This window comes from Microbacterium sp. SMR1, assembly GCF_003289625.1.
In the GTDB taxonomy this organism is placed as follows: domain Bacteria; phylum Actinomycetota; class Actinomycetes; order Actinomycetales; family Microbacteriaceae; genus Microbacterium; species Microbacterium plantarum.
In genome coordinates this window covers 270,610-288,421 of record NZ_QMBN01000002.1, presented here as the reverse complement: position 1 = coordinate 288,421, position 17,812 = coordinate 270,610, and the positions used below count along the sequence as shown (strand labels likewise).

The following is a 17,812-nucleotide window of genomic DNA, read 5'->3' as shown; positions in this document are numbered from 1 at the left end:
GATCACGCGACCGGCAGGATGCAGGTCGGGCTCGGGGCCGCTACACGATGGCGCACGCGGCCGGGAACCCCGGTGCGCGGGTCGCGCGTCATCGAGACCACCTCGCTCGAGAGCTGTCCCGCGACGAGCAGGGTGTCGCGCACGACCACGTGGTGGCGCGGCCAATCGACCCCCGCATCGACGAGCGCGAGCTGCTCGAGTCGATCACCGGCACCGCGGACGCGGAGCACCCCGAGGGTGTTGCTGCCGCGGACGCCCGCGTAAACGGTCTCGCCGTCGGGTGTCATGGCGATCTCGGCCGCCGTGTCGTCGTCGAGGGCTCCGAGGAGGCCCGTCGCCGAAAGCATCCGCCATTCACCGGCGCGGTCGGCGCCCAGCACGAACACCTCGCGAGAGAGCTCTGTGAGCACGTACAGGTGGCCGCTCGGGTGCCAGAGGGTGTGACGGGGGCCGCTCCCGAGCGGCAGGGCGACCTGCTGGACGAGCCGGAGCCCCCGCGGGCTGTCACGCCAGAACCGCACGAGGTCGAGACCCATGTCGGTCGTCACGATGAGACCGCCCGGAAGGTGTCGCGCCTGGTGCGAGCGCGAGGGGCGTGCGGCCTCGGCATCCTGATCGGGACCGGGATGCGGCGGCGCCGGCACGTCTGAGCCGGGCACCAGATGCGCGAACTCGGGTCCGGCGGCCTCTCGAAGCGCCCGCGCGGCGGCGGCGAGGTCGAGGTCTTCCGCGGCCGGCTCGGCGGAGGCGTCGGGTCCATACGGGTCGACGGCCGCTGGCGCGATCACCGGAGCCGACGGGATGCCGGCGTCGTCGAGGCTCATGCGGACGACACGTCCGTCGCTCCAGCAGCTCGCGACGAGCGAGGCTCCGTCGGGGGCGACGGCCACGTGGCACACGGCCTCGCCGGCCGCGACCGGACGCCCGAGCGGCGCCCACGCGTCGGGTCCGGTGCGCCGGTAGGCCTGCACCTCGCCGCGGAACTCGAGCGCGGCATAGACGACATCCCGGCGCGGATGGCGGGCCACCCACGACGGCGACGACGCGGCGACGACCTCGGGCCGCAGCGAGAGCTGACCATCGGCGGTGCCGCCGTCGGGATCGCCGGCGTGCAGCAGGCCGATGCCCGCGGCTTCGCCGCCCATGTCTGCGGTGTAGCCGCCGAGCAGCAGCCGCACGTCAGTCAACGAGGTCGTGGCGGACGATGACGGCGTCGCGGGCGGGCCCGACGCCGATCACCGAGATGCGCGTGCCGCTCATCTTCTCGAGCGCCAGGACGTACTCCTGGGCCGCGGTGGGGAGATCGTCGAACGTGCGCGCGGTCGAGATGTCCTCTTTCCACCCGGGGAAGTACTCGAGGACCGGCTCGGCGTGGTGGAAATCGGACTGGTTGACCGGCACCTCGTCGAATCGCTGGCCGTCGACGTCGTAGGCGACGCAGACCGGGATGCGGTCGAGGCCCGTGAGGATGTCGAGCTTCGTGAGCACCAGGTCGGTGATGCCGTTGATGCGCGTCGCGTACCGCGTGATCGGGGCGTCGTACCAGCCCACCCGTCGGGGACGGCCGGTCGTCGTGCCGAACTCGAAGCCCCGAGAACGCAGGAAGTCGCCGTTCTCGTCGAACAGCTCGGTCGGGAACGGGCCCGAGCCGACGCGCGTCGTGTACGCCTTGACGATGCCGACAATGCGGTCGAGGCGATTGGGGCCGACGCCCGATCCGGTCGCGGCGCCACCGGCGGTGGCCGACGACGAGGTGACGAAGGGGTACGTGCCGTGGTCGACGTCGAGCATGGTGGCCTGCCCACCCTCGAATACGACCACGTCGCCGTTGTCGAGCGCCTCGCTCAGCAGCAGGCCGGTGTCGCAGACCATCGGGCGCAGGCGTTCGGCGTACGAGAGCAGATCTTCGACGATCTCGTCGGCGGTGATCGCGCGACGGTTGAAGACCTTGACCAGCAGGTGGTTCTTCTGGTCGAGGGCGCCCTCGACCTTCTGCCGCAGGATGTTCTCGTCGAACAGGTCCTGCACGCGGATGCCGACGCGGTTGATCTTGTCGGCGTAGGCCGGCCCGATGCCGCGGCCGGTGGTGCCGATCTGACGCTTGCCGAGGAAGCGCTCGGTCACCTTGTCGAGCGTGCGGTGATACTGCGTGATGAGGTGCGCGTTGGCGCTCACCTTGAGCCGGGAGATGTCGAGCCCGCGCGCCGACAGCGCCTCGAGCTCGGCGAACAGCACCTCGAGGTCGACGACGACGCCGTTGCCGATGACGGCGTTGACGCCCGGCGAGAGGATGCCGCTCGGCAGCAGGTGCAGGGCATACTTCTCGTCACCGATGACGACGGTGTGCCCGGCGTTGTTGCCGCCGTTGAACTTGACGACCCAGTCGGTGCGGTCGCCCAACAGGTCGGTGGCCTTGCCCTTGCCCTCGTCGCCCCACTGGACGCCGACGATGACGATTCCCGGCATGCGGATCTCCCTTTCTGTCGAGGAGGGATTGCACCCCATCCTATCGACACGGACGCAACCCCCTTACGGAGATCGCGGCGCGCGCGCCAGGGTGATGGCGCAGATCGGATGTATCGATCGAACGCGCAAGGAGGAGGGTCTCATGCACCACCGGCTCGCCGCAGCGGTCGGCGCGGTCCTGTTGCTGCTGACATCGTCGTTCGCGCTCACGGGGTGCGGGCTGTCGATCCCCACCGACCCGTCGGGCACGCTCGCCACGGTCGAGGGCGGCACACTGCGGGCCGGGGTCTCCCCCGACGGTGAATGGGTGCAGGTCGTCGACGGCGACGAACCGCAGGGCAGCGAGCCCGATGCGATCCGAGCGTTCGCCGACTCGCTCGACGCCGACGTGGAATGGACGGTCGGCTCGGAGGAGGCACTGGTGCGCGAACTCGAGAACGGCGGTCTGGACCTCATCGCGGGCGGCATCACCGACCAGACGCCCTGGACCGACAAGGCGGGAGTCACGCGCCCATATGCCGAGGCCACGGCGAAGGACGGCAGCACGCTCAAGGTCGTCATGCTCGTGCCGCTCGGCGAGAACGCGTTCCTCTCGCGCCTCGAGACCTTCCTCTCGGAGCGGGCGAAGGCGGGCGAGCTGTGAACCGGTCGGAGGTGCGATTCGGGCAGACGGAGCTGCCGCAGCGTCAGGTCGAGGTGCTGCGTCGCGCCGTGCGGCTCGAATGGGTCACGATCGGATTCCTCGCGGTGACGGTGACCCTCGTCTTCCTCGTGCTCGGCAATTCCCAGGCGATGAAGGCGGCGTGGATCGAGGATCTGCTGTCGTTCATCCCGCCGCTGGCGTTCCTCATCGCGATCCGGGTCAACCGGCGCCGGCCGACGCTCAAGCATCCGTACGGCTATCACCGCTCGGTCGGGGTCGGCCACCTGGTGGCGGCCGTCGCCCTGACCACGATGGGCACCTACCTGATCGTCGAGTCGGCGATCGGGCTGCTGAGCGGCGAGCACCCGACGATCGGGACGGTCGAGCTGTTCGGCGCGTCGATCTGGCTCGGGTGGCTCATGATCGGCGTCATGGCGATGACGGCCGTGCCGCCCGTCCTCCTCGGGCGCGCGAAGCTCAAGCTGGCGCGCGAGCTGCACAACAAGGTGCTCTACGCGGATGCCGACATGAACAAGGCCGACTGGATGACGGCCGTCGGCTCGATCGTCGGCGTCACCGGCATCGGTCTCGGCCTCTGGTGGCTCGACGCGGCGGCGGCGCTGTTCATCGCGGCGGGCATTCTGCGCGACGGGCTGAAGAACCTGCGGGCCGCGATCGTCGACCTCATGGATGCGCGCGCGACGACCTTCGACGACGCCGAGCCGCATCCTCTCGCGGGCGAGATCGACGCGTACCTCGCCGGCCTGCCGTGGGTGTCGGCCGCGGGCAGTCGGGTGCGCGACGAGGGCCATGTGTTCCACGTCGAGTCGTTCGTCGTCCCGCGGGACGGGCGGATGCCGAGCCTCGATGAGCTGGAAGCGGCGCGCGAAGGCTGCGTCGAGCTCGACTGGAAGGTGCAGGACATCGTGCTCGTGCCGGTCCGCGAATTGCCGATCGTCGTGCCGGTCAGCGAGTGACGAGCTTGCGCAGCGCCCGACAGCGAGAAGATGCCGGAATCGGCGGACCAGTTTCCACCGCTGTCTGAATCCATCGGGTCACTGACAGTATCGAGTTCGGTTTCGTGGTCACCACCATTCGTGCGCGCACGGCGGGACGCTCCCTCCAGGGCGAGCTGACGGGGCCGTCGGGGCCGCGATGCTCCTACTGCTCGCATCGATCGCGATCGCCTTGCTCAGCCCGGTGCTCTCCCGCTCGGACGCGGGCGGGTTCTTCGCCGCGTACTGGATCGCCACCATCCCGGCGACGGTGCTCACCCCGATCGGCCTCGTCTTCAACGGAGCGTTCCAGGCGCTGCGCCGCGACGGCACGAACCTGATCACCGCGCGGTGACCGGGACGCTCGTGAAAGCGGCCGTCGCGGCGGTCGTCGTCGTGCTCGGCGTCTCACCGCTTGCTGCCGTCGCGGCAGTGGGGGCCACGACTTCGATCGCGTCGATCCTCGGAGCGGTCGTGCGCGGATTCCAGCTCGCGCGGGCGGACATGATCTCGTGGCCCATGTTCGCGGCGGCGACGCGCGAAGCTCTCGCGCATCCCGTCGCGGTGGTCCGCTCGCTCGGCGAGCGTGCCGCGGCGTCGGTCGACGGACTGGTCTTCCTGGTGACCTTCACCGCGGCGATCCTGGTGGCCACAGCGCACTCCCCCGCAGACGGTGCTGTCGTCGCGCTCTCGGTGGCCGTGATGCGCTCGGTCATCGTCCCGCTGAAGCAGTTCGGCGTGGTGGGCGCGAGATCCGTCATCGCTGAGCGCGGTCACGAGCGCGCGGACGCCATGCGCCTGTCGACGGTCCAGGCGAACTGCTTCGTTCTGCTCGCGGCGATCGCGGTGGCGCTCACGATCTCGCGCCTCGCTCTGCCGGTCTTCGACCAGCTCGGCTGGCTGGTCGTCGCGATGATGGCCGTACAGCTGCTCATCGAACCGTGGGCAGGCGTCCTCTACTCCTACCGCAAGATCGCGCTGTCGACGGCGGCCGGGCTGCCCGCCCTCGTCATCGCGTACGGGGCGGTGGCCGGCCCCGGGTTGGCGCTGCTCGCGGTCACGCGTTCCGGCTCGGCGGAGGCCATCTGGGCGGTCCTGCTCGCGACACGCGTCGTCTTCGCCATCCTTTTGGTCTGGACTCCTCGCATATCGATGCCCGCAGGTCCAGACTGGCGTCGCGGCGTCATCCGCCGCAGGCGGGATGCGACATGAGACCTCTCCGGTACTCGATCAACGTGACGCTCGACGGCTGCTGCCACCACGAAGCGGGGCTGCCGCCTGACGAGGAGTCGATGGACTTCTGGACGGCGCAGATGGCGGGAGTCGATGCACTGCTCCTCGGCCGGGTGACGTACGAGATGATGGCGGCTGCCTGGCGGCGGCCGGCTTCGGGCGAGTGGCCCGAATGGATGGATGCCGCTGAGATCCGGTTCGCCGAAGCCATCGACGGCGCGCGGAAGTTCGTCGTGTCGTCGACCCTCGCGGACCCCGACTGGAACGCCGAGCTGATCTCGGGCGACCTCGAGACGGCGGTGCGGCGGCTGAAGGCCGAGCCGGGCGCCGGGCTCTGGGTCGGCGGCGTCACCCTGCCGACCGCCCTGGCGAACCTCGGCCTCATCGACGAGTTCGAGTTCCTCGTGCAGCCCGTCATCGCGGGGCGGGCACCGACCCTGCTCGCGGGCCTGCATCAGCAGATCGGACTCGAACCGGTCGAGCGCACCGCCTTCCGTTCGGGAGCCGTGGCCACGCGCTACCGGCCGCGCACCTCGTGACCTGAACCCGCGACGCGAACCCCTGTTACGACAGGTGTCGCCGGATGACGCGCGGCCTTGGCACCGCTCGGGCCGAGGTCGACAGTGGGCTCATGTCTCACCGCATCCATCTCGCCGTCGCCCTCGAGCGGGCCGGCTGGCACCCCGGCGCATGGCGTGATTCCGGCCTCTCGCCACGGTCACTCACGACACCGCGGCACTGGGCGGACCAGGTGCGCCTCCTCGACGGGGCGGGCGTCGCTTTCGCGACCATCGAGGACGCGCTCTCGCTGACCGAGCGCTCCGAGAACGCCGATGACCCCGACCCCCGGCGCCTGCACGGGCGCATCGACGCGGTGCTGCTGGCCTCGGCGCTCGCGCCGGTCACCCATCGGATCGGCCTGATCCCGACGGTCACGACGACGCACACCGAGCCGTTCCACGTCGCCACCGGCATCCAGACGCTCGACGTCGCCAGTCGCGGCCGCGCGGGCGTGTGCCTCGTCGTCGGCGGGTCGACCGCCGAGCGTGCGAACTTCGGACGGCGCGACGCGATCGACCTCGAGACCGGGTTCCGCGAGGCGGGCGAGGTCGCCGACGCGCTCGGGCGCCTCTGGGACTCGTGGCAGGACGACGCCATCATCCGGGATGCCGCGAGCGGACGCTTCGTCGACGCCGACCGCATCCACAACATCGAGTTCGCGGGTGAGTTCTTCTCGATCACCGGCGCGTCTATCGTTCCCCGCTCGCCCCAGGGTCGCCCGATCATCTCGGTGCTCGCGCACCAGACCGTGCCGTTCCGCCTCGCGGCCGAGCACGCCGATGTCGTGTTCATCACGCCCCACGACGCGGCCGCGGCAACCGGCATCCTCGCCGAGCTCGACGGAGCAGCCGCCGAGCTCCGCCGCGCTCGCGAGCGGCTGCGCGTGTTCGCCGACGTGATCGTGCTCGTCGCGGAGACTCCGGCCGCCGCGCGCGATGCGCTCGCGCGGCTCGACGACCTGGCCGGGGCCGAGTTCCACTCCGACGCGCGCATCGTCGCCGGCACGCCGACCGAGGTCGCCGAGCACCTCCGCGCCCTCGCCGAGACCGGCGTCGACGGCGTGCGGTTGCGTCCCGCACGTCAGCCCGACGACGTCGTCGCGATCGCGGAGCGCCTCGCCCCGCTGCTGCGCGCGACCCGCGTGCTGCGCGACGACGACGCGGCCACCCTGCGGGGCCGGCTCGGCCTGCCGCGGCCCGCCAGCCGGTACGCCGCCCCGACGCACGATTCCGCCCCGGCACGAGAGAAGGTCGCCCTGTGAGCCGTTCGCCCCGCCAGATCCACCTGGCCGCCCACTTCCCCGGCGTGAACAGCACGACGGTCTGGACCGATGCCGCCTCGGGAAGCCAGATCGACTTCGCGGCATTCGAGTACTTCGCCCGCACGGCCGAGCGCGGCTTCTTCGACTATGTCTTCCTCGCCGAGGGCCTGCGGCTGCGCGAGCACAAGGGCCGTGTGCACGAGCTCGACGTGCTCGGACGACCCAACACCCTCGCGATCCTCGCCGCGCTCACCGCGGTCACCGATCACGTGGGTCTCGTCGGCACGCTGAGCACGACGTTCAATGAGCCGTACGAGCTCGCCCGCCAGCTCGCGACGCTCGACCACCTGTCCGGCGGCCGCGCCGGCTGGAACGCCGTGACGAGCTCAGACGCCTTCCACGGCGCGAACTTCCGCCGCGGCGGGTTCCTCGACCACGCCGATCGCTATGAGCGCGCGAAGGAGTTCGCCGCGCTGTCGAAGAAGCTCTGGGACTCGTGGGACGAGGGCGAGGCGCTGCCGCGCCGCATCCGTCATTCCGGCCCGCAGTTCGACGTCGACGCCCTCTTCGATGTACCCCGCTCGCCGCAGGGGCGCCCCGTGATCGTGCAGGCCGGCGACTCCGCCGACGGGCGCGACTTCGGGGCCGAGCACGCGGAGGTCATCTTCTCGCTGCACCAGGACTTCGACGCCGCCCGGGTGTTCTACGACGACGTCAAGGGGCGCCTCGCCGCCTGGGGTCGCGACGAGGACTCGCTGAAGATCCTGCCCGCCGCGACGTTCGTCATCGGCGACACGGATGCCGAGGCGCGCGAGCGGTCGCGTGAGATCGCTCTGCAGCAGGTGCGGCCCGAGCAGGCGCTGACCTACCTCGAGCAGGTGTGGGGTCGCGACTTCAGCGACTACGACCCCGACGGTCCGCTGCCCGACGTCGAGCCCGACACCGGCTCGGAGACCGCGCGCGGCTGGGCGAATCGCCACAGAGCCGTTCAAGCGCGCATCGCGTCGCTGCGGGAGCTGTCGGAGGCCGAGGGGCTGAGCGTGCGCGAGCTCGTCATCCGGCTGACGGCGAAGCACACGTTCGTGGGCACGCCCGAGCACATCGCGGGCGAGATCGACCGCTACGTGCAGGAGCGGGCGACCGACGGCTTCACCGTCGTCGGCCACCTGACCCCCCACGGCCTCGACGAGTTCGCCACGCGCGTGGTGCCGCTGCTGCAGGAACGTGGGTCGTACCGCGACTCGTACGACGAGGGCGCGACGCTGCGCGACCTGCTCGGGCTGCCGGCCGCGGTGCCCGCCGCTGCGCCGGTGCGATGACGCGGCGGTTCGCGTGAGCGTCCATCGGCTCGTCTTCGTGGGCGCCGGCCCGCGCGCGATCATGCTCCTCGAGCGGATCGTCGCGCGGTTCGACGCCGCTGCGGGCACGGCGGACGCTCGTACCGTGGGTGCACCGCGGCTGCACGTCGAGCTGATCGACCCGCATCCCCCCGGTGCCGGCCGGATCTGGCGGCGAGCGCAGTCGCCGCTGCTGAAGCTCAATTCGATGGCGCGCGACGTGACGGTCTTCACCGACGACAGCTGCACGATCGACGGTCCGATCCGGCCGGGGCCCTCGCTCATCGAATGGGCCGAACTCTGGCGCAGCGGCGAGCTGACCGCGACCGGCCGGGGCATCGAGATCGACGACGAGGTCGCCGCGGCCGAGGCGCGCGGGCTGCGCGGCGACAGCTTTCCCACGCGGCGGCTGCACAGCTACTACCTGGAGTGGTTCTCCCGCCGCACGATCGCCGAGGCGCCCCCGGGCGTCACGGTGCGATGGCGCCGCGACACGGTGGTGCGGGTGAGCGAGGCGAACCGGGTCACGCTGGCGAACGGACTCGAGCTCGACGCCGACGCGGTCGTCTTCGCGGTCGGTCACAACGGACGCGAACCGGATGCCGCGACCGCGCAGCTCGCGGACGCCACACGGCGCGCGGGGCTGCAGTACGTCCCGCCCGCGTTCACCGCCGATGCCGACCTCTCGCACCTCGGGGCGGGCGAGGACGTGATCGTCCGGGGCATGGGACTCGCTGCCGTCGATCTCGTCGTGCTGCTGACCCAGGGCCGCGGGGGTCGCTTCCTCGAGGAGGGCGACGAGCTGCGGTACGTGCCGTCGGGAAGCGAGCCGCGCCTGCATCTCGGGTCGCGGCGGGGCGTGCCCTACCGCTCAAAGGTGTCGTCGACGCTGCGGGGCGAGGCGCCCCAGCGCGAGGTGCTGACGCCCACGGCCATCGAGGCGCTGCTCGCGCGGCCCGGCGAGGTCGACTTCGAGGCGGACGTGTGGCCGCTCATCGCGGGCGAGCTGCTGCACGGGCACTACCGAGAGCTGTTCACGGGGCACCCCGACCGCGTCGTGGGTGACTGGGCGTCGTTCCGCGTGGTGCTGCATTCCCACGCGTGGGACGACCCCGCGCTGCTCGACGCGATCGCGGCGGCGGTTCCCGACCCCCTCGACCGTTTCGACGTCGCGTCGCTGGATCGGCCGTTCGCCGACGCGACCTTCGCGGGCCGCGACGACGCTCACGGGCGGGTGCGCGAGCACATCGTCACCGACCTGCATCTGCGCACGGCCCCGGAACGCAGCGCCGCGCAGGGCGTCTTCCTCGCCGCGCTGCTGTCGTTCCTCGCCCTTGCCGAGATCCCTGCGGAACGATGGAACGAGCACTCGCGGACGGTGTCGCTGCCGGTGCGGTGGCACACCTTCTTCAGCTACGTCGCCAGCGGCCCGCCCCCGCATCGCCTCCGGGAGCTCTTGGCCCTCGCGGATGCGGGCGTCGTGCGGTTCCTCGGACCGGGAGTCGACGTGCGCGTCGAGCCGGGGCGCGGCTTCATCGCGTCGAGCCGTCGTGCTCCCGGCGAGACGGTCGCCCGCAGCCTCGTCGACGCGTGGCTGCCCGGGCCGGGGGCTGCCGCCAGCGACAATCCGGTGCTCCGCGCGCTCGCGGAACGGCAGGGCTCCGCGCTGCGGGTGCTGACCGACGCCGACGGCCGGGTGCTGGAGCGGGACGGCGTGCCTGCGGCATCCGTCTTCGCGCTCGGCCCTTTCACGTCGCTTCCGGAGGGCGGGGCGTTCACGCGCCCGAACTCGAACGCTCTGTCGATCCGTCAGACCGACCGCACCGCCGGCGCGATCGTCGCCACCGTTCTGGGCGCCACCGTGCCGCTCGTCCGACTCCCCTGACGCCCCGCGTCAGGCCGAGACCGTCACCAGGACGCGCTGCCAGCCGCTCGAGCCGTCGGGAGCGATCGGGGCGCGCTCCTCGATCTGCGTGTCGCCGTCCTTGTTGACGGCGCGCACCTCGACGTAATGGGTTCCCGCCTCGGCCTGCCACTCGAGCATCCACTGCACCCACGTGTCGGCGTTGATCGGGTTGGAGAGCGTCGCAGCCTGCCAGTCGCCGTCGTCGATGCGCACCTCGACACGCTCGATGCCCACGGTCTGAGCCCAGGCCATTCCCGCGATCGCGACGGTTCCCGCCGCCACCGGGGTGCCGGTGCGCGGCGTGTCGATGCGGGAGGAGAACTTGATCGGCGCTTCGGCTGCGTACCCACGCGGGGTCCAGTACGCCTCATCGGCCTCGAACGTCGTGACCTTGAGCTCGGTGACCCACTTCGTCGCCGAGACGTAGCCGTACAGCCCGGGAACGACCATGCGCACAGGGAATCCGTGCTCGAGCGGCAGCGGCTCACCGTTCATCTTCACGGCGAAGATCGCGTCCCGCGCATCGTCGGTCAGAGCTTCCAGCGGAGTGGATGCCGTGTAGCCGTCGACGCTCTTCGAGAGCACCATGTCGGCGCCGGACTGCGGGCCGGCCATGCGCAGGATGTCGCGGATCGGGACGCCCTGCCAGATGGCGTTTCCCACCAGACCGCCGCCGACCTCGTTCGAGACGCAGGTGAGCGTCACGGCGTACTCGTCCAGGCCCATGCCGACGAGGTCGTCGAAGCTCAGCTCGACACGCTGATCGACCATGCCGTCGATGACGAGACGCCACGTGGTGGGGTCGACCGAGGGGACGGTGAGCGCCGTGTCGACGCGGTAGAAGTCCGCGTTCGGGGTGATGAGCGGTGAGATGCCCTCGACCTCGAGCTCGGCGCCGTCGGGGATGGTGACGGTCGACCGCGGCTCGGGAATGCGCAGCTCGCGGCGGAGCGCGTCGACCGAGGCCGTCGTCGCATTGAGCAGGCGGGCTCCGACGCCGACGATCACGGCCGCGAGGCCCACGCCGCCCGTCGCGACGAGGAAAGATCGACGACCGAGGCCGCGCTGCTCGGCGGCCGGCGCGGCCGGGGTGTCGGCCTCCGCGGCATCCGCAGCGCCCGCCCAGCGCCGGAGGCGCGTGATGAGGAAAACGAGGACGAATACCCCGACCAGCGTTCCGATCACCGGCGGAACGAACGCCAGCGGGCTGGCTCCGGTGCGGGTGATGATGGCAGCGGTCGAGATCACCCCGGCGAGGGCGATGACGATGACGCCGAACGGCCGTACGAAGAACTGCAGGATGCCGGCGACCGCGGCGGCGATCACGACGGCGAGCGCGAGACTGCCGAGCAGGACGACCTTGTCGGCCGAGCCGAAGGTCGCGATCGCGAACTCCTTCAGCGGCTGCGGCACGATGTCGATGACGAAGGCACCCACCGCGAGGATGGGGCTGCTCTCGCGCGCGACGAGGAGCGCGATCAGCTCGGCGACGGCGAGGAAGGCGGCCGCGCTGACGATGCCGGCGAGCGCGCTCCAGAGGCCCCAGACCCAGCGCCGGGTCTTCGCCTCGTTCGCGGATGCGGTCGATTTCGCCATCGCTGTCGCCTCTCGATCGGCAGATCACTCGTACCGTGCATAGTTCTTCGTCGCCGAACCCGCAACGGATGGAAATCCGGCGGAAATGGTGCGTGCTCGGCGGCGGGGACGGGGTGGGGCGGGGGCTAGAGGAGCTTGGCGAAGCAGCGGGAGAACGCGTACTCGGTGTACGGCGCGTAGATCGGGATGGGCGTGTAGCCGAGGCGTCCGTAGAGCTCGACGGCGTCATGCTGGCGGTCGCCGGTCTGCAGGATGATGCGTTCCGCGCCTCGATCGAGGGCGATGCGCTCGAGCTCGGCGAGCAGCGCCCGGCTCGCGCCGAGACCGCGGGCACGGGGGTGGACGTACACGCGCTTGATCTCGAGATCCCGGATGCCGTCGTGCTCGAGGTCGCGGAGTGCGCCGTGGCCCACGGCCTCGCCCGCGGCATCCGTCACGAGCACCGTCGCGACGATCGTCGCGGGGTCGATCGCGAAGGCGCGGGCGGACCGGGCGGCGGCCTCGGGATCGGCGTCGTCGAAGCGGTCGGCGTAGCGCGAACCGACCTCGCGGTCCATCTCGGCGCGCAGGGCCGCGGCACGCGGGTCGTCGTAGTCGATGTGCTCGAACAGCCACGTCGTACCCGAGACGCCGGCGGTGGTGCGGGTTGCCGCGCGGGGCTCCGGTGCGAGGTCGTATCCGAACGCGAGCAGGTCGATGAAACGGCCCGGCTCGACCTCGATCCGGCCCTCCCGCTCGGGCAGGCGCGTGAAGCCGAGCTTGGCGTACAGCGCGTGCGCGGCGGTCATCTCGGGCCCGCTGTTCATGACGACGCGATGCGATCCGCGCTGCCGGGCCAGCTCGATGACGTGCCGGGTGAGCGCCTCGCCGACTCCTCGGCCACGAGCTTCGGGGGCGACGGCGAGCTGGCGGAAGTCCGTCTCGCCGGGCTGCGCGACGCCGGCGAGCGGACGGTTGGGACGGGCGACCCAGACGGTTCCGAGGATCTCGCCGTCATCCACCGCCACCCACACATCTCCGATCCGCACGCGGGCGGCGACGTCCCTCAGCGAGTCGAGGTACTGCTCCGAGAGCCGGTCGTAGCTGTGCTGGTAAGCGCGCGCGGTCAGCTCGCCCGCCCGAGCGAATTCCTCGGTGCGGACGAGCCGGATGGTGAGCGCTGTCGCGGTCGATGTCACGAGGCGACGCTACCTTTCACCGCGACCTGTTCACGACGCATACCCGTTCACGACGCGGGGAGTCCGGGCGGGTTGATCTCGCTCTTCTCGATGCGCTCCGACTCGAGGCCCCACGTCTCGAGGACCTCGTCGTACTGGCCGCCCTCGATGATGGCGTTGATCGCGATCGACACCGGCTCGATCAGGCCGTTGCCCTTGGCGGTCGCCGCGGCGATGTTGGCGGTCTGCGGCCAGCCGCCGGGCACGAGTCCGACGAGCTTGGTGTCGCCGGTCTCCCGGGCCGACCAGGCCGAGGTTGCGTTGGGGCCGAAGGTCGCGTCGACGCGGCCGGACTGCAGCGCGAGGACGGCGGCGGCGTTGTCGTCGTAGTACTGCAGCTCTGCGGGAGCCTCGCCGGCAGCTTCGAGCTCCTCGTTCCAGGCGAGCAGCACCTGCTCCTGGTTGGTGCCCGAGCCGACCACGATCTTCAGGCCCGAGATGTCGGCGGCTTCCTCGATCTTCTCGATGTCGCTGTCGGCGCGGACGTAGAAGCCGAGGAGGTCTTCGCGGTAGCTCGCGAAGTCGTAGAGCTCCTTCCGCTCCTCCGTGACGGTGACGTTCGAGGTGATGAGGTCGTACTTGCCCGACTGGATGCCGAGAGGCCAGTCGGCCCACGCGACGACCACCGGGTTGTACTCGAGGCCGAGCGCTTCGGCGATGAGCGAGCCGATGTTCGGCTCGGTGCCCGCGGCCTGGGTCTCGCCCTCGGGGATGTAGCCGAGCGGCGGCAGGTATGCGGAGTGCGCGACCGTCAGCTTACCCTCTTCGACGGGCTCGAACCCGCTCGCCTCAAGAGCGGCGACGGCCTCGGCGACGGGTTCGTCGAGGTGCACCCAGTGGATGTCGTCGGTCGCGACGTTGGCCGTGGTGGGTGCGGGCGCCGCGGCCTCGGCTTCGGCGGGTCGGTTGAGGTTCACGGCAGTGACGATGCCGCCGACGATCGCCGCGACCGCGACGACGCCGAGTCCGGCGGCGATGCCCTGCTTCTTACTGATGGCCATGCTGTGGGTCTCTCTCGAAAAGTGGGGTGCGGGTGGAGGGGTGGGATGGGATGTCAGGCGAGGACCTTGGCGAGGAACTCCTGCACGCGGGGGTGCTTCGGCGCGACGAGCACCTCGGCGGGCGGGCCCTGCTCGATGATCCGGCCGCCGTCGAGGAAGACGACGCGGTCGGCGACCTCGCGGGCGAAGCCGATCTCGTGGGTCACGATGATGAGCGTCGTCCCGAGCTGCGCCAGGTCGCGGATGACGTCGAGCACCTCGCCGACGAGTTCGGGGTCGAGCGCGCTCGTCGGCTCGTCGAACAGGATCACCTTGGGCTTCAGAGCCAGCGCTCGCGCGATCGCGACGCGCTGCTGCTGCCCGCCCGAGAGCTGGCGCGGATAGTGACCGGCCTTGTCGCCGAGCCCGACGCGGTCGAGCAGTCCGAGCGCGAGCTCGCGGGCGTCGTCCTTCGTCAGCCGGCCGAGCGCGATGGGCGCTTCGGTGACGTTCTCGAGGGCGGTGAGGTGGGGAAAGAGGTTGAAGTTCTGGAAGACGATCCCGATCTGGGTGCGGCGTTCGAGCACCGCCTTCTCGCGCAGCTCGTAGAGCTTGCCGTTCCGCTGCTCGTAGCCGATGAACTCGCCGTCGACCGTGACCGATCCGCGGTCGACCGACTCGAGATGATTGATGGTGCGCAGCAGCGTCGACTTGCCCGAGCCGCTCGCGCCGAGGATCGCGACGACCTCGCCCGGCTCGACCGTGAGGTCGATGCCGCCGAGCACCTCGACTCCGGCGTAGCTCTTGTGGACGTTGTGGATCTCGACGAGACCGATGGTCATGACTCTCCCCCGGGTGCGAGGGGGCGGGGTGCCGGCGCGTCGTCGCCGAGGCGAGCCCATTGCGCCGCGATCCAGCGGCGCGCGCGCTGGACGGGCGTGGGCGGCAGAACTCGTACGGATCCCCGCGCGTAGTGACGCTCAATGTAGTACTGCAGGATGCTGAGCACCGTGGTGATGATCGTGTACCAGACCACCGCGACGAGCAGCAGCGGGATGACGCGGCTGTTGCGGTTGTAGATCACCTGCACCGCGTAGAACAGCTCGGGGATCGCGATCACGAACAGCACCGACGTGCCCTTGACGAGGCCGATCACCTCGTTCGTGGCGTTGGGGATGATCGATCGCATGGCCTGCGGCAGCACGATGCGGCTGAGTCGGCGACGCGGCGGGATGCCGAGGGCCGCGGCCGCCTCGAGTTGGCCCTGATCGACCGAGAGCAGGCCGCCGCGGATGATCTCGGCGGAGTAGGCCGCCTGGTGCAGGCTCAGGCCGAGCACGCCCGCCGCGAACGCGCTGATGAGCTGCACCGTCGGGAACTCGACGATCCAGAAGTCGGTCGTGAAGGGGGTGCCCAGCCCGAGCGTCGGATACAGGTAGCCGAGGTTGTACCAGACGACCAGCTGTACGACGAGGGGGACCGAGCGGAAGAACCAGATGAAGCTCCACGCCGCCGCGTTCAGCAGCGGCGACTTGGCGAGCCGCGCGAGCGCCAGCACCGTCCCGAGCAGGAATCCGATCGTCGCCGACACTGCCGTGTAGACGAGGGTGAGGCCGAGTCCCTGCAGCACCGGGTCGGAGAAGAAGTACTGCGCGAAGTAGCCCCACTCGTAGTTCTCGTTCGTCACGAGCGACCACAGGAACTGTGCGACGACGAACACGATGATCGCGGCGATCGCCCAGCGGAACCAGTGCCGCGTGCGGACGACGGGGATGTCGCCGAGGTCGACGCGCTGCGCGGTCGGCGCAGTGTCGCCGACGGTGCGGTCGACGCGCGAGACGGTGTCGGTCATGCGGATCTCCTCGGAACGGCGCGGATGCAGCGGATGCTGCGGATCGCCCGACAGTAGAGCGGCGCGGGCGCCGCTGTCGCGGTGCCGTCACACACGGCGACACGCACGGAGACATGGCGTAATACAGGCGACTCGTCGGGCCGATAGCGTTCGTTCGTGATCCCGTTCGAGAACCTGCTGGCGTTCCTCCTCGCGGCTGTCGTCATCATCGTGATCCCAGGCCCCGGTGTGCTGTTCGTCATCGGCCGATCGATCGCCCTCGGGCGTCGCGCCGGCGTGCTGAGCGTGCTCGGAAACGCGCTCGGGAACGTCCCTGCCCTGCTCGCGGTGGCGTTCGGGGTCGGCGCGATCGTCGCGTCGTCGGTCGTCGCTTTCACGGTCATCAAGATCGTCGGCGCCGCGTATCTCGTGTGGCTCGGGGTGCAGGCGATCCGCCACCGTCACGCGCACGTGCGCACGCCCTCGAACGTGCGTACGTCGCCGATTCGCCTGCTTGCTCAGGGGTTCGTCGTCGGTGTGACGAACCCGAAGACGATCGCGTTCTTCGTGGCTGCTCTCCCGCAGTTCGTCGCCCCCGGCGCTGGTCCGATTTGGATGCAGCTCCTCGCGCTCGGCCTGATCTTCCAGGTGCTCGCCGTGGTGAGCGACAGCCTGTGGGCGCTCGCGGCGGGAACGGCGCGCGCGTGGTTCGCCACCTCACCGCGCCGCATGGCGACGCTCGCGAGCGCGGGAGGCGTGATGATGATCGGGCTCGGCGGAACCCTCGCGTTCGCGGGCGCGAAGAGCTGACGACGTCGGGGGGCTCGCTAGCTGAGGGTGCTTACCGCGAAGAGGCCCGCAGTGAGCGCGAGCACCGCGACGACGGTTGCCGACCGGAACCGGACCGGGATGAACGCGGCGATGAGTGTGACGCACGCGATGGCCGCCATCGCGAACGCAGCGATCACGAGCACAGCGTGGACGAGATGCCCGCCGGGATCGAAGAGTTGGAGGATCAGGGTGGTCGCGCCGCAGAGCACGGATACGAGCACGACCGACACCAAGGGCGCTGTTGCTCGAGACCACCCGACGGCTTATTGCACTCGAATCGCAGTCCCCCCGATCACTCCCCCGCACACGAACCACAGGGCTGAGTAGGCGAGGAACCGAAGAGGACCCGACTGGTTGGGCGCCGTAAGGCTGATGATGCTCGCGGGAATGAGCGCGATGACGCCGACGAAGACCGCGGCAGCGAGCCACAGCCGGTATGAAGGTCGAGCGACCGTCCGTTCTCCCGCATTCGACCCACCAGCATTCCGGTCAGTCACCTCGGAGCACCCCTTCGTCCACTCCACCCTCGCATAGCGCCCGCGCACACGTCAGGGGATATCGCCGCACGTGCTGCTGCGCGGTTCCGATCGGCTGGCGCGGCTGGCGTCAGAAGAGTGCTGCTTCACCCGGCGGTGGTCCGCCGAGTGCGGCATCCGGTGGCGGGTCCGCGGTGTCTATCGTGAAGCAGACGGCCGGTATGGGAACGTCTTCGCGGTAGACCCGGCCGAGGGGTGAGGTCCATTCGAGAACCCCTCCGCCGACCTGCCGGACTTCCCACTTCGTGAATTGCTTCATCGAGTGGTGCCGCTGGCACAGATGGGCGAGATTGAAGATGTGGGTATGCCCACCCAGGGCGTAATCGATGGTGTGGTCGAGCTCGCAGCGGATCGCGGCCCGCCGGCATCCGGGGAACCGGCAGTGCTGATCCCGCGCCATTAAGAGCTTCTTCATCGAC

At 70.4% G+C, this 17,812-nt stretch carries 18 protein-coding genes; 9 read left to right on the top strand and 9 right to left on the bottom strand.

Going from position 1 to position 17,812, the window contains the following annotated elements; all coding sequences use genetic code 11:
- Positions 1 to 2: 2 nt before the first annotated feature.
- Both DO944_RS06040 and DO944_RS06035 read right to left on the bottom strand, forming a co-directional pair.
- Positions 3 to 1,178, bottom strand: coding sequence for a beta-propeller fold lactonase family protein (locus tag DO944_RS06040; RefSeq protein WP_112615685.1), 1,176 nt, complete (start codon positions 1,176 to 1,178; stop codon positions 3 to 5).
- A 1-nt stretch (position 1,179) separates the two neighbouring features.
- Complete coding sequence (locus DO944_RS06035; protein WP_112615683.1) at positions 1,180 to 2,466, bottom strand: adenylosuccinate synthase; 1,287 nt, start codon at positions 2,464 to 2,466, stop codon at positions 1,180 to 1,182.
- A gap of 142 nt (positions 2,467 to 2,608) precedes the next feature.
- Between DO944_RS06035 and DO944_RS15875 the strand changes: the two genes are divergently transcribed.
- The 8 genes from DO944_RS15875 (at position 2,609) to DO944_RS05995 (ending at position 10,381) form a co-directional block, all read left to right on the top strand.
- Entirely contained in the window at positions 2,609 to 3,109 is a 501-nt protein-coding gene (locus DO944_RS15875) for a transporter substrate-binding domain-containing protein (protein ID WP_258524587.1), read from the top strand.
- Positions 3,106 to 4,086: a cation transporter gene (locus DO944_RS06025; RefSeq protein ID WP_258524586.1), complete on the top strand. Its 981-nt coding sequence runs from the start codon at positions 3,106 to 3,108 to the stop codon at positions 4,084 to 4,086. Before DO944_RS15875 ends, DO944_RS06025 begins: the two co-directional genes overlap by 4 nt.
- 178 nt (positions 4,087 to 4,264) lie before the next feature.
- Entirely contained in the window at positions 4,265 to 4,459 is a 195-nt protein-coding gene (locus DO944_RS06020; protein ID WP_112615677.1) for a hypothetical protein, read from the top strand.
- Positions 4,456 to 5,316, top strand: a complete 861-nt coding sequence (locus tag DO944_RS06015) for a hypothetical protein (RefSeq protein WP_112615675.1) — start codon at positions 4,456 to 4,458, stop codon at positions 5,314 to 5,316. Before DO944_RS06020 ends, DO944_RS06015 begins: the two co-directional genes overlap by 4 nt.
- Positions 5,313 to 5,876 carry a dihydrofolate reductase family protein gene (locus DO944_RS06010; RefSeq protein WP_112615673.1) on the top strand — a complete coding sequence of 188 codons (564 nt, stop codon included), beginning with the start codon at positions 5,313 to 5,315 and terminating at the stop codon, positions 5,874 to 5,876. The genes DO944_RS06015 and DO944_RS06010 overlap by 4 nt, the downstream gene beginning before the upstream one ends.
- A gap of 92 nt (positions 5,877 to 5,968) precedes the next feature.
- Positions 5,969 to 7,159 (top strand): LLM class flavin-dependent oxidoreductase, encoded by a 1,191-nt coding sequence (locus tag DO944_RS06005; RefSeq protein ID WP_112616924.1) that lies wholly within the window; start codon positions 5,969 to 5,971, stop codon positions 7,157 to 7,159.
- Positions 7,156 to 8,478 carry an NtaA/DmoA family FMN-dependent monooxygenase gene (locus tag DO944_RS06000; RefSeq protein ID WP_112615671.1) on the top strand — a complete coding sequence of 441 codons (1,323 nt, stop codon included), beginning with the start codon at positions 7,156 to 7,158 and terminating at the stop codon, positions 8,476 to 8,478. The genes DO944_RS06005 and DO944_RS06000 overlap by 4 nt, the downstream gene beginning before the upstream one ends.
- Before the next feature lie 13 nt (positions 8,479 to 8,491).
- Entirely contained in the window at positions 8,492 to 10,381 is a 1,890-nt protein-coding gene (locus DO944_RS05995) for an FAD/NAD(P)-binding domain-containing protein (protein WP_220118283.1), read from the top strand.
- Positions 10,382 to 10,390: 9 nt separating this feature from the next.
- Here the strand turns inward: DO944_RS05995 and DO944_RS05990 are convergent, their stop codons facing one another.
- From DO944_RS05990 to DO944_RS05965, 5 genes are all read right to left on the bottom strand, one after another.
- On the bottom strand, positions 10,391 to 11,998 hold the full coding sequence (locus DO944_RS05990; RefSeq protein WP_112615669.1) for a molybdopterin-dependent oxidoreductase: 1,608 nt from the start codon (positions 11,996 to 11,998) through the stop codon (positions 10,391 to 10,393).
- Positions 11,999 to 12,123: 125 nt separating this feature from the next.
- Entirely contained in the window at positions 12,124 to 13,176 is a 1,053-nt protein-coding gene (locus DO944_RS15750) for a GNAT family N-acetyltransferase (RefSeq protein ID WP_220118280.1), read from the bottom strand.
- Between the two features lie 47 nt (positions 13,177 to 13,223).
- Entirely contained in the window at positions 13,224 to 14,216 is a 993-nt protein-coding gene (locus DO944_RS05975; protein WP_112615667.1) for an ABC transporter substrate-binding protein, read from the bottom strand.
- Between the two features lie 53 nt (positions 14,217 to 14,269).
- Positions 14,270 to 15,037, bottom strand: coding sequence for an amino acid ABC transporter ATP-binding protein (locus tag DO944_RS05970; RefSeq protein WP_112615665.1), 768 nt, complete (start codon positions 15,035 to 15,037; stop codon positions 14,270 to 14,272).
- Positions 15,034 to 16,047 (bottom strand): amino acid ABC transporter permease, encoded by a 1,014-nt coding sequence (locus tag DO944_RS05965; protein ID WP_112615663.1) that lies wholly within the window; start codon positions 16,045 to 16,047, stop codon positions 15,034 to 15,036. Before DO944_RS05965 ends, DO944_RS05970 begins: the two co-directional genes overlap by 4 nt.
- 156 nt (positions 16,048 to 16,203) lie before the next feature.
- Between DO944_RS05965 and DO944_RS05960 the strand changes: the two genes are divergently transcribed.
- On the top strand, positions 16,204 to 16,836 hold the full coding sequence (locus DO944_RS05960) for a LysE family translocator (RefSeq protein ID WP_112615661.1): 633 nt from the start codon (positions 16,204 to 16,206) through the stop codon (positions 16,834 to 16,836).
- 17 nt (positions 16,837 to 16,853) lie between these two features.
- Here the strand turns inward: DO944_RS05960 and DO944_RS05955 are convergent, their stop codons facing one another.
- The gene (locus DO944_RS05955; RefSeq protein ID WP_146752012.1) at positions 16,854 to 17,090 is read right to left on the bottom strand and encodes a hypothetical protein; all 237 of its coding nucleotides are present in this window, start codon (positions 17,088 to 17,090) and stop codon (positions 16,854 to 16,856) included.
- 373 nt (positions 17,091 to 17,463) lie between these two features.
- Positions 17,464 to 17,812: HNH endonuclease signature motif containing protein (locus DO944_RS15870; protein ID WP_258524585.1), on the bottom strand; the 349-nt coding region annotated here is incomplete at its 5' end.

Bases quoted from the DNA above. Each gene is read 5' to 3' on its own strand.
- DO944_RS06035 (WP_112615683.1), bottom strand. From the start codon at position 2,466: ATGCCGGGAATCGTCATCGTCGGCGTCCAGTGGGGCGACGAGGGCAAG.
- DO944_RS15875 (WP_258524587.1), top strand. From the start codon at position 2,609: ATGCACCACCGGCTCGCCGCAGCGGTCGGCGCGGTCCTGTTGCTGCTG.
- DO944_RS06020 (WP_112615677.1), top strand. From the start codon at position 4,265: ATGCTCCTACTGCTCGCATCGATCGCGATCGCCTTGCTCAGCCCGGTG.
- DO944_RS06010 (WP_112615673.1), top strand. From the start codon at position 5,313: ATGAGACCTCTCCGGTACTCGATCAACGTGACGCTCGACGGCTGCTGC.
- DO944_RS06005 (WP_112616924.1), top strand. From the start codon at position 5,969: ATGTCTCACCGCATCCATCTCGCCGTCGCCCTCGAGCGGGCCGGCTGG.
- DO944_RS05990 (WP_112615669.1), bottom strand. From the start codon at position 11,998: ATGGCGAAATCGACCGCATCCGCGAACGAGGCGAAGACCCGGCGCTGG.
- DO944_RS05975 (WP_112615667.1), bottom strand. From the start codon at position 14,216: ATGGCCATCAGTAAGAAGCAGGGCATCGCCGCCGGACTCGGCGTCGTC.
- DO944_RS05970 (WP_112615665.1), bottom strand. From the start codon at position 15,037: ATGACCATCGGTCTCGTCGAGATCCACAACGTCCACAAGAGCTACGCC.
- DO944_RS05965 (WP_112615663.1), bottom strand. From the start codon at position 16,047: ATGACCGACACCGTCTCGCGCGTCGACCGCACCGTCGGCGACACTGCG.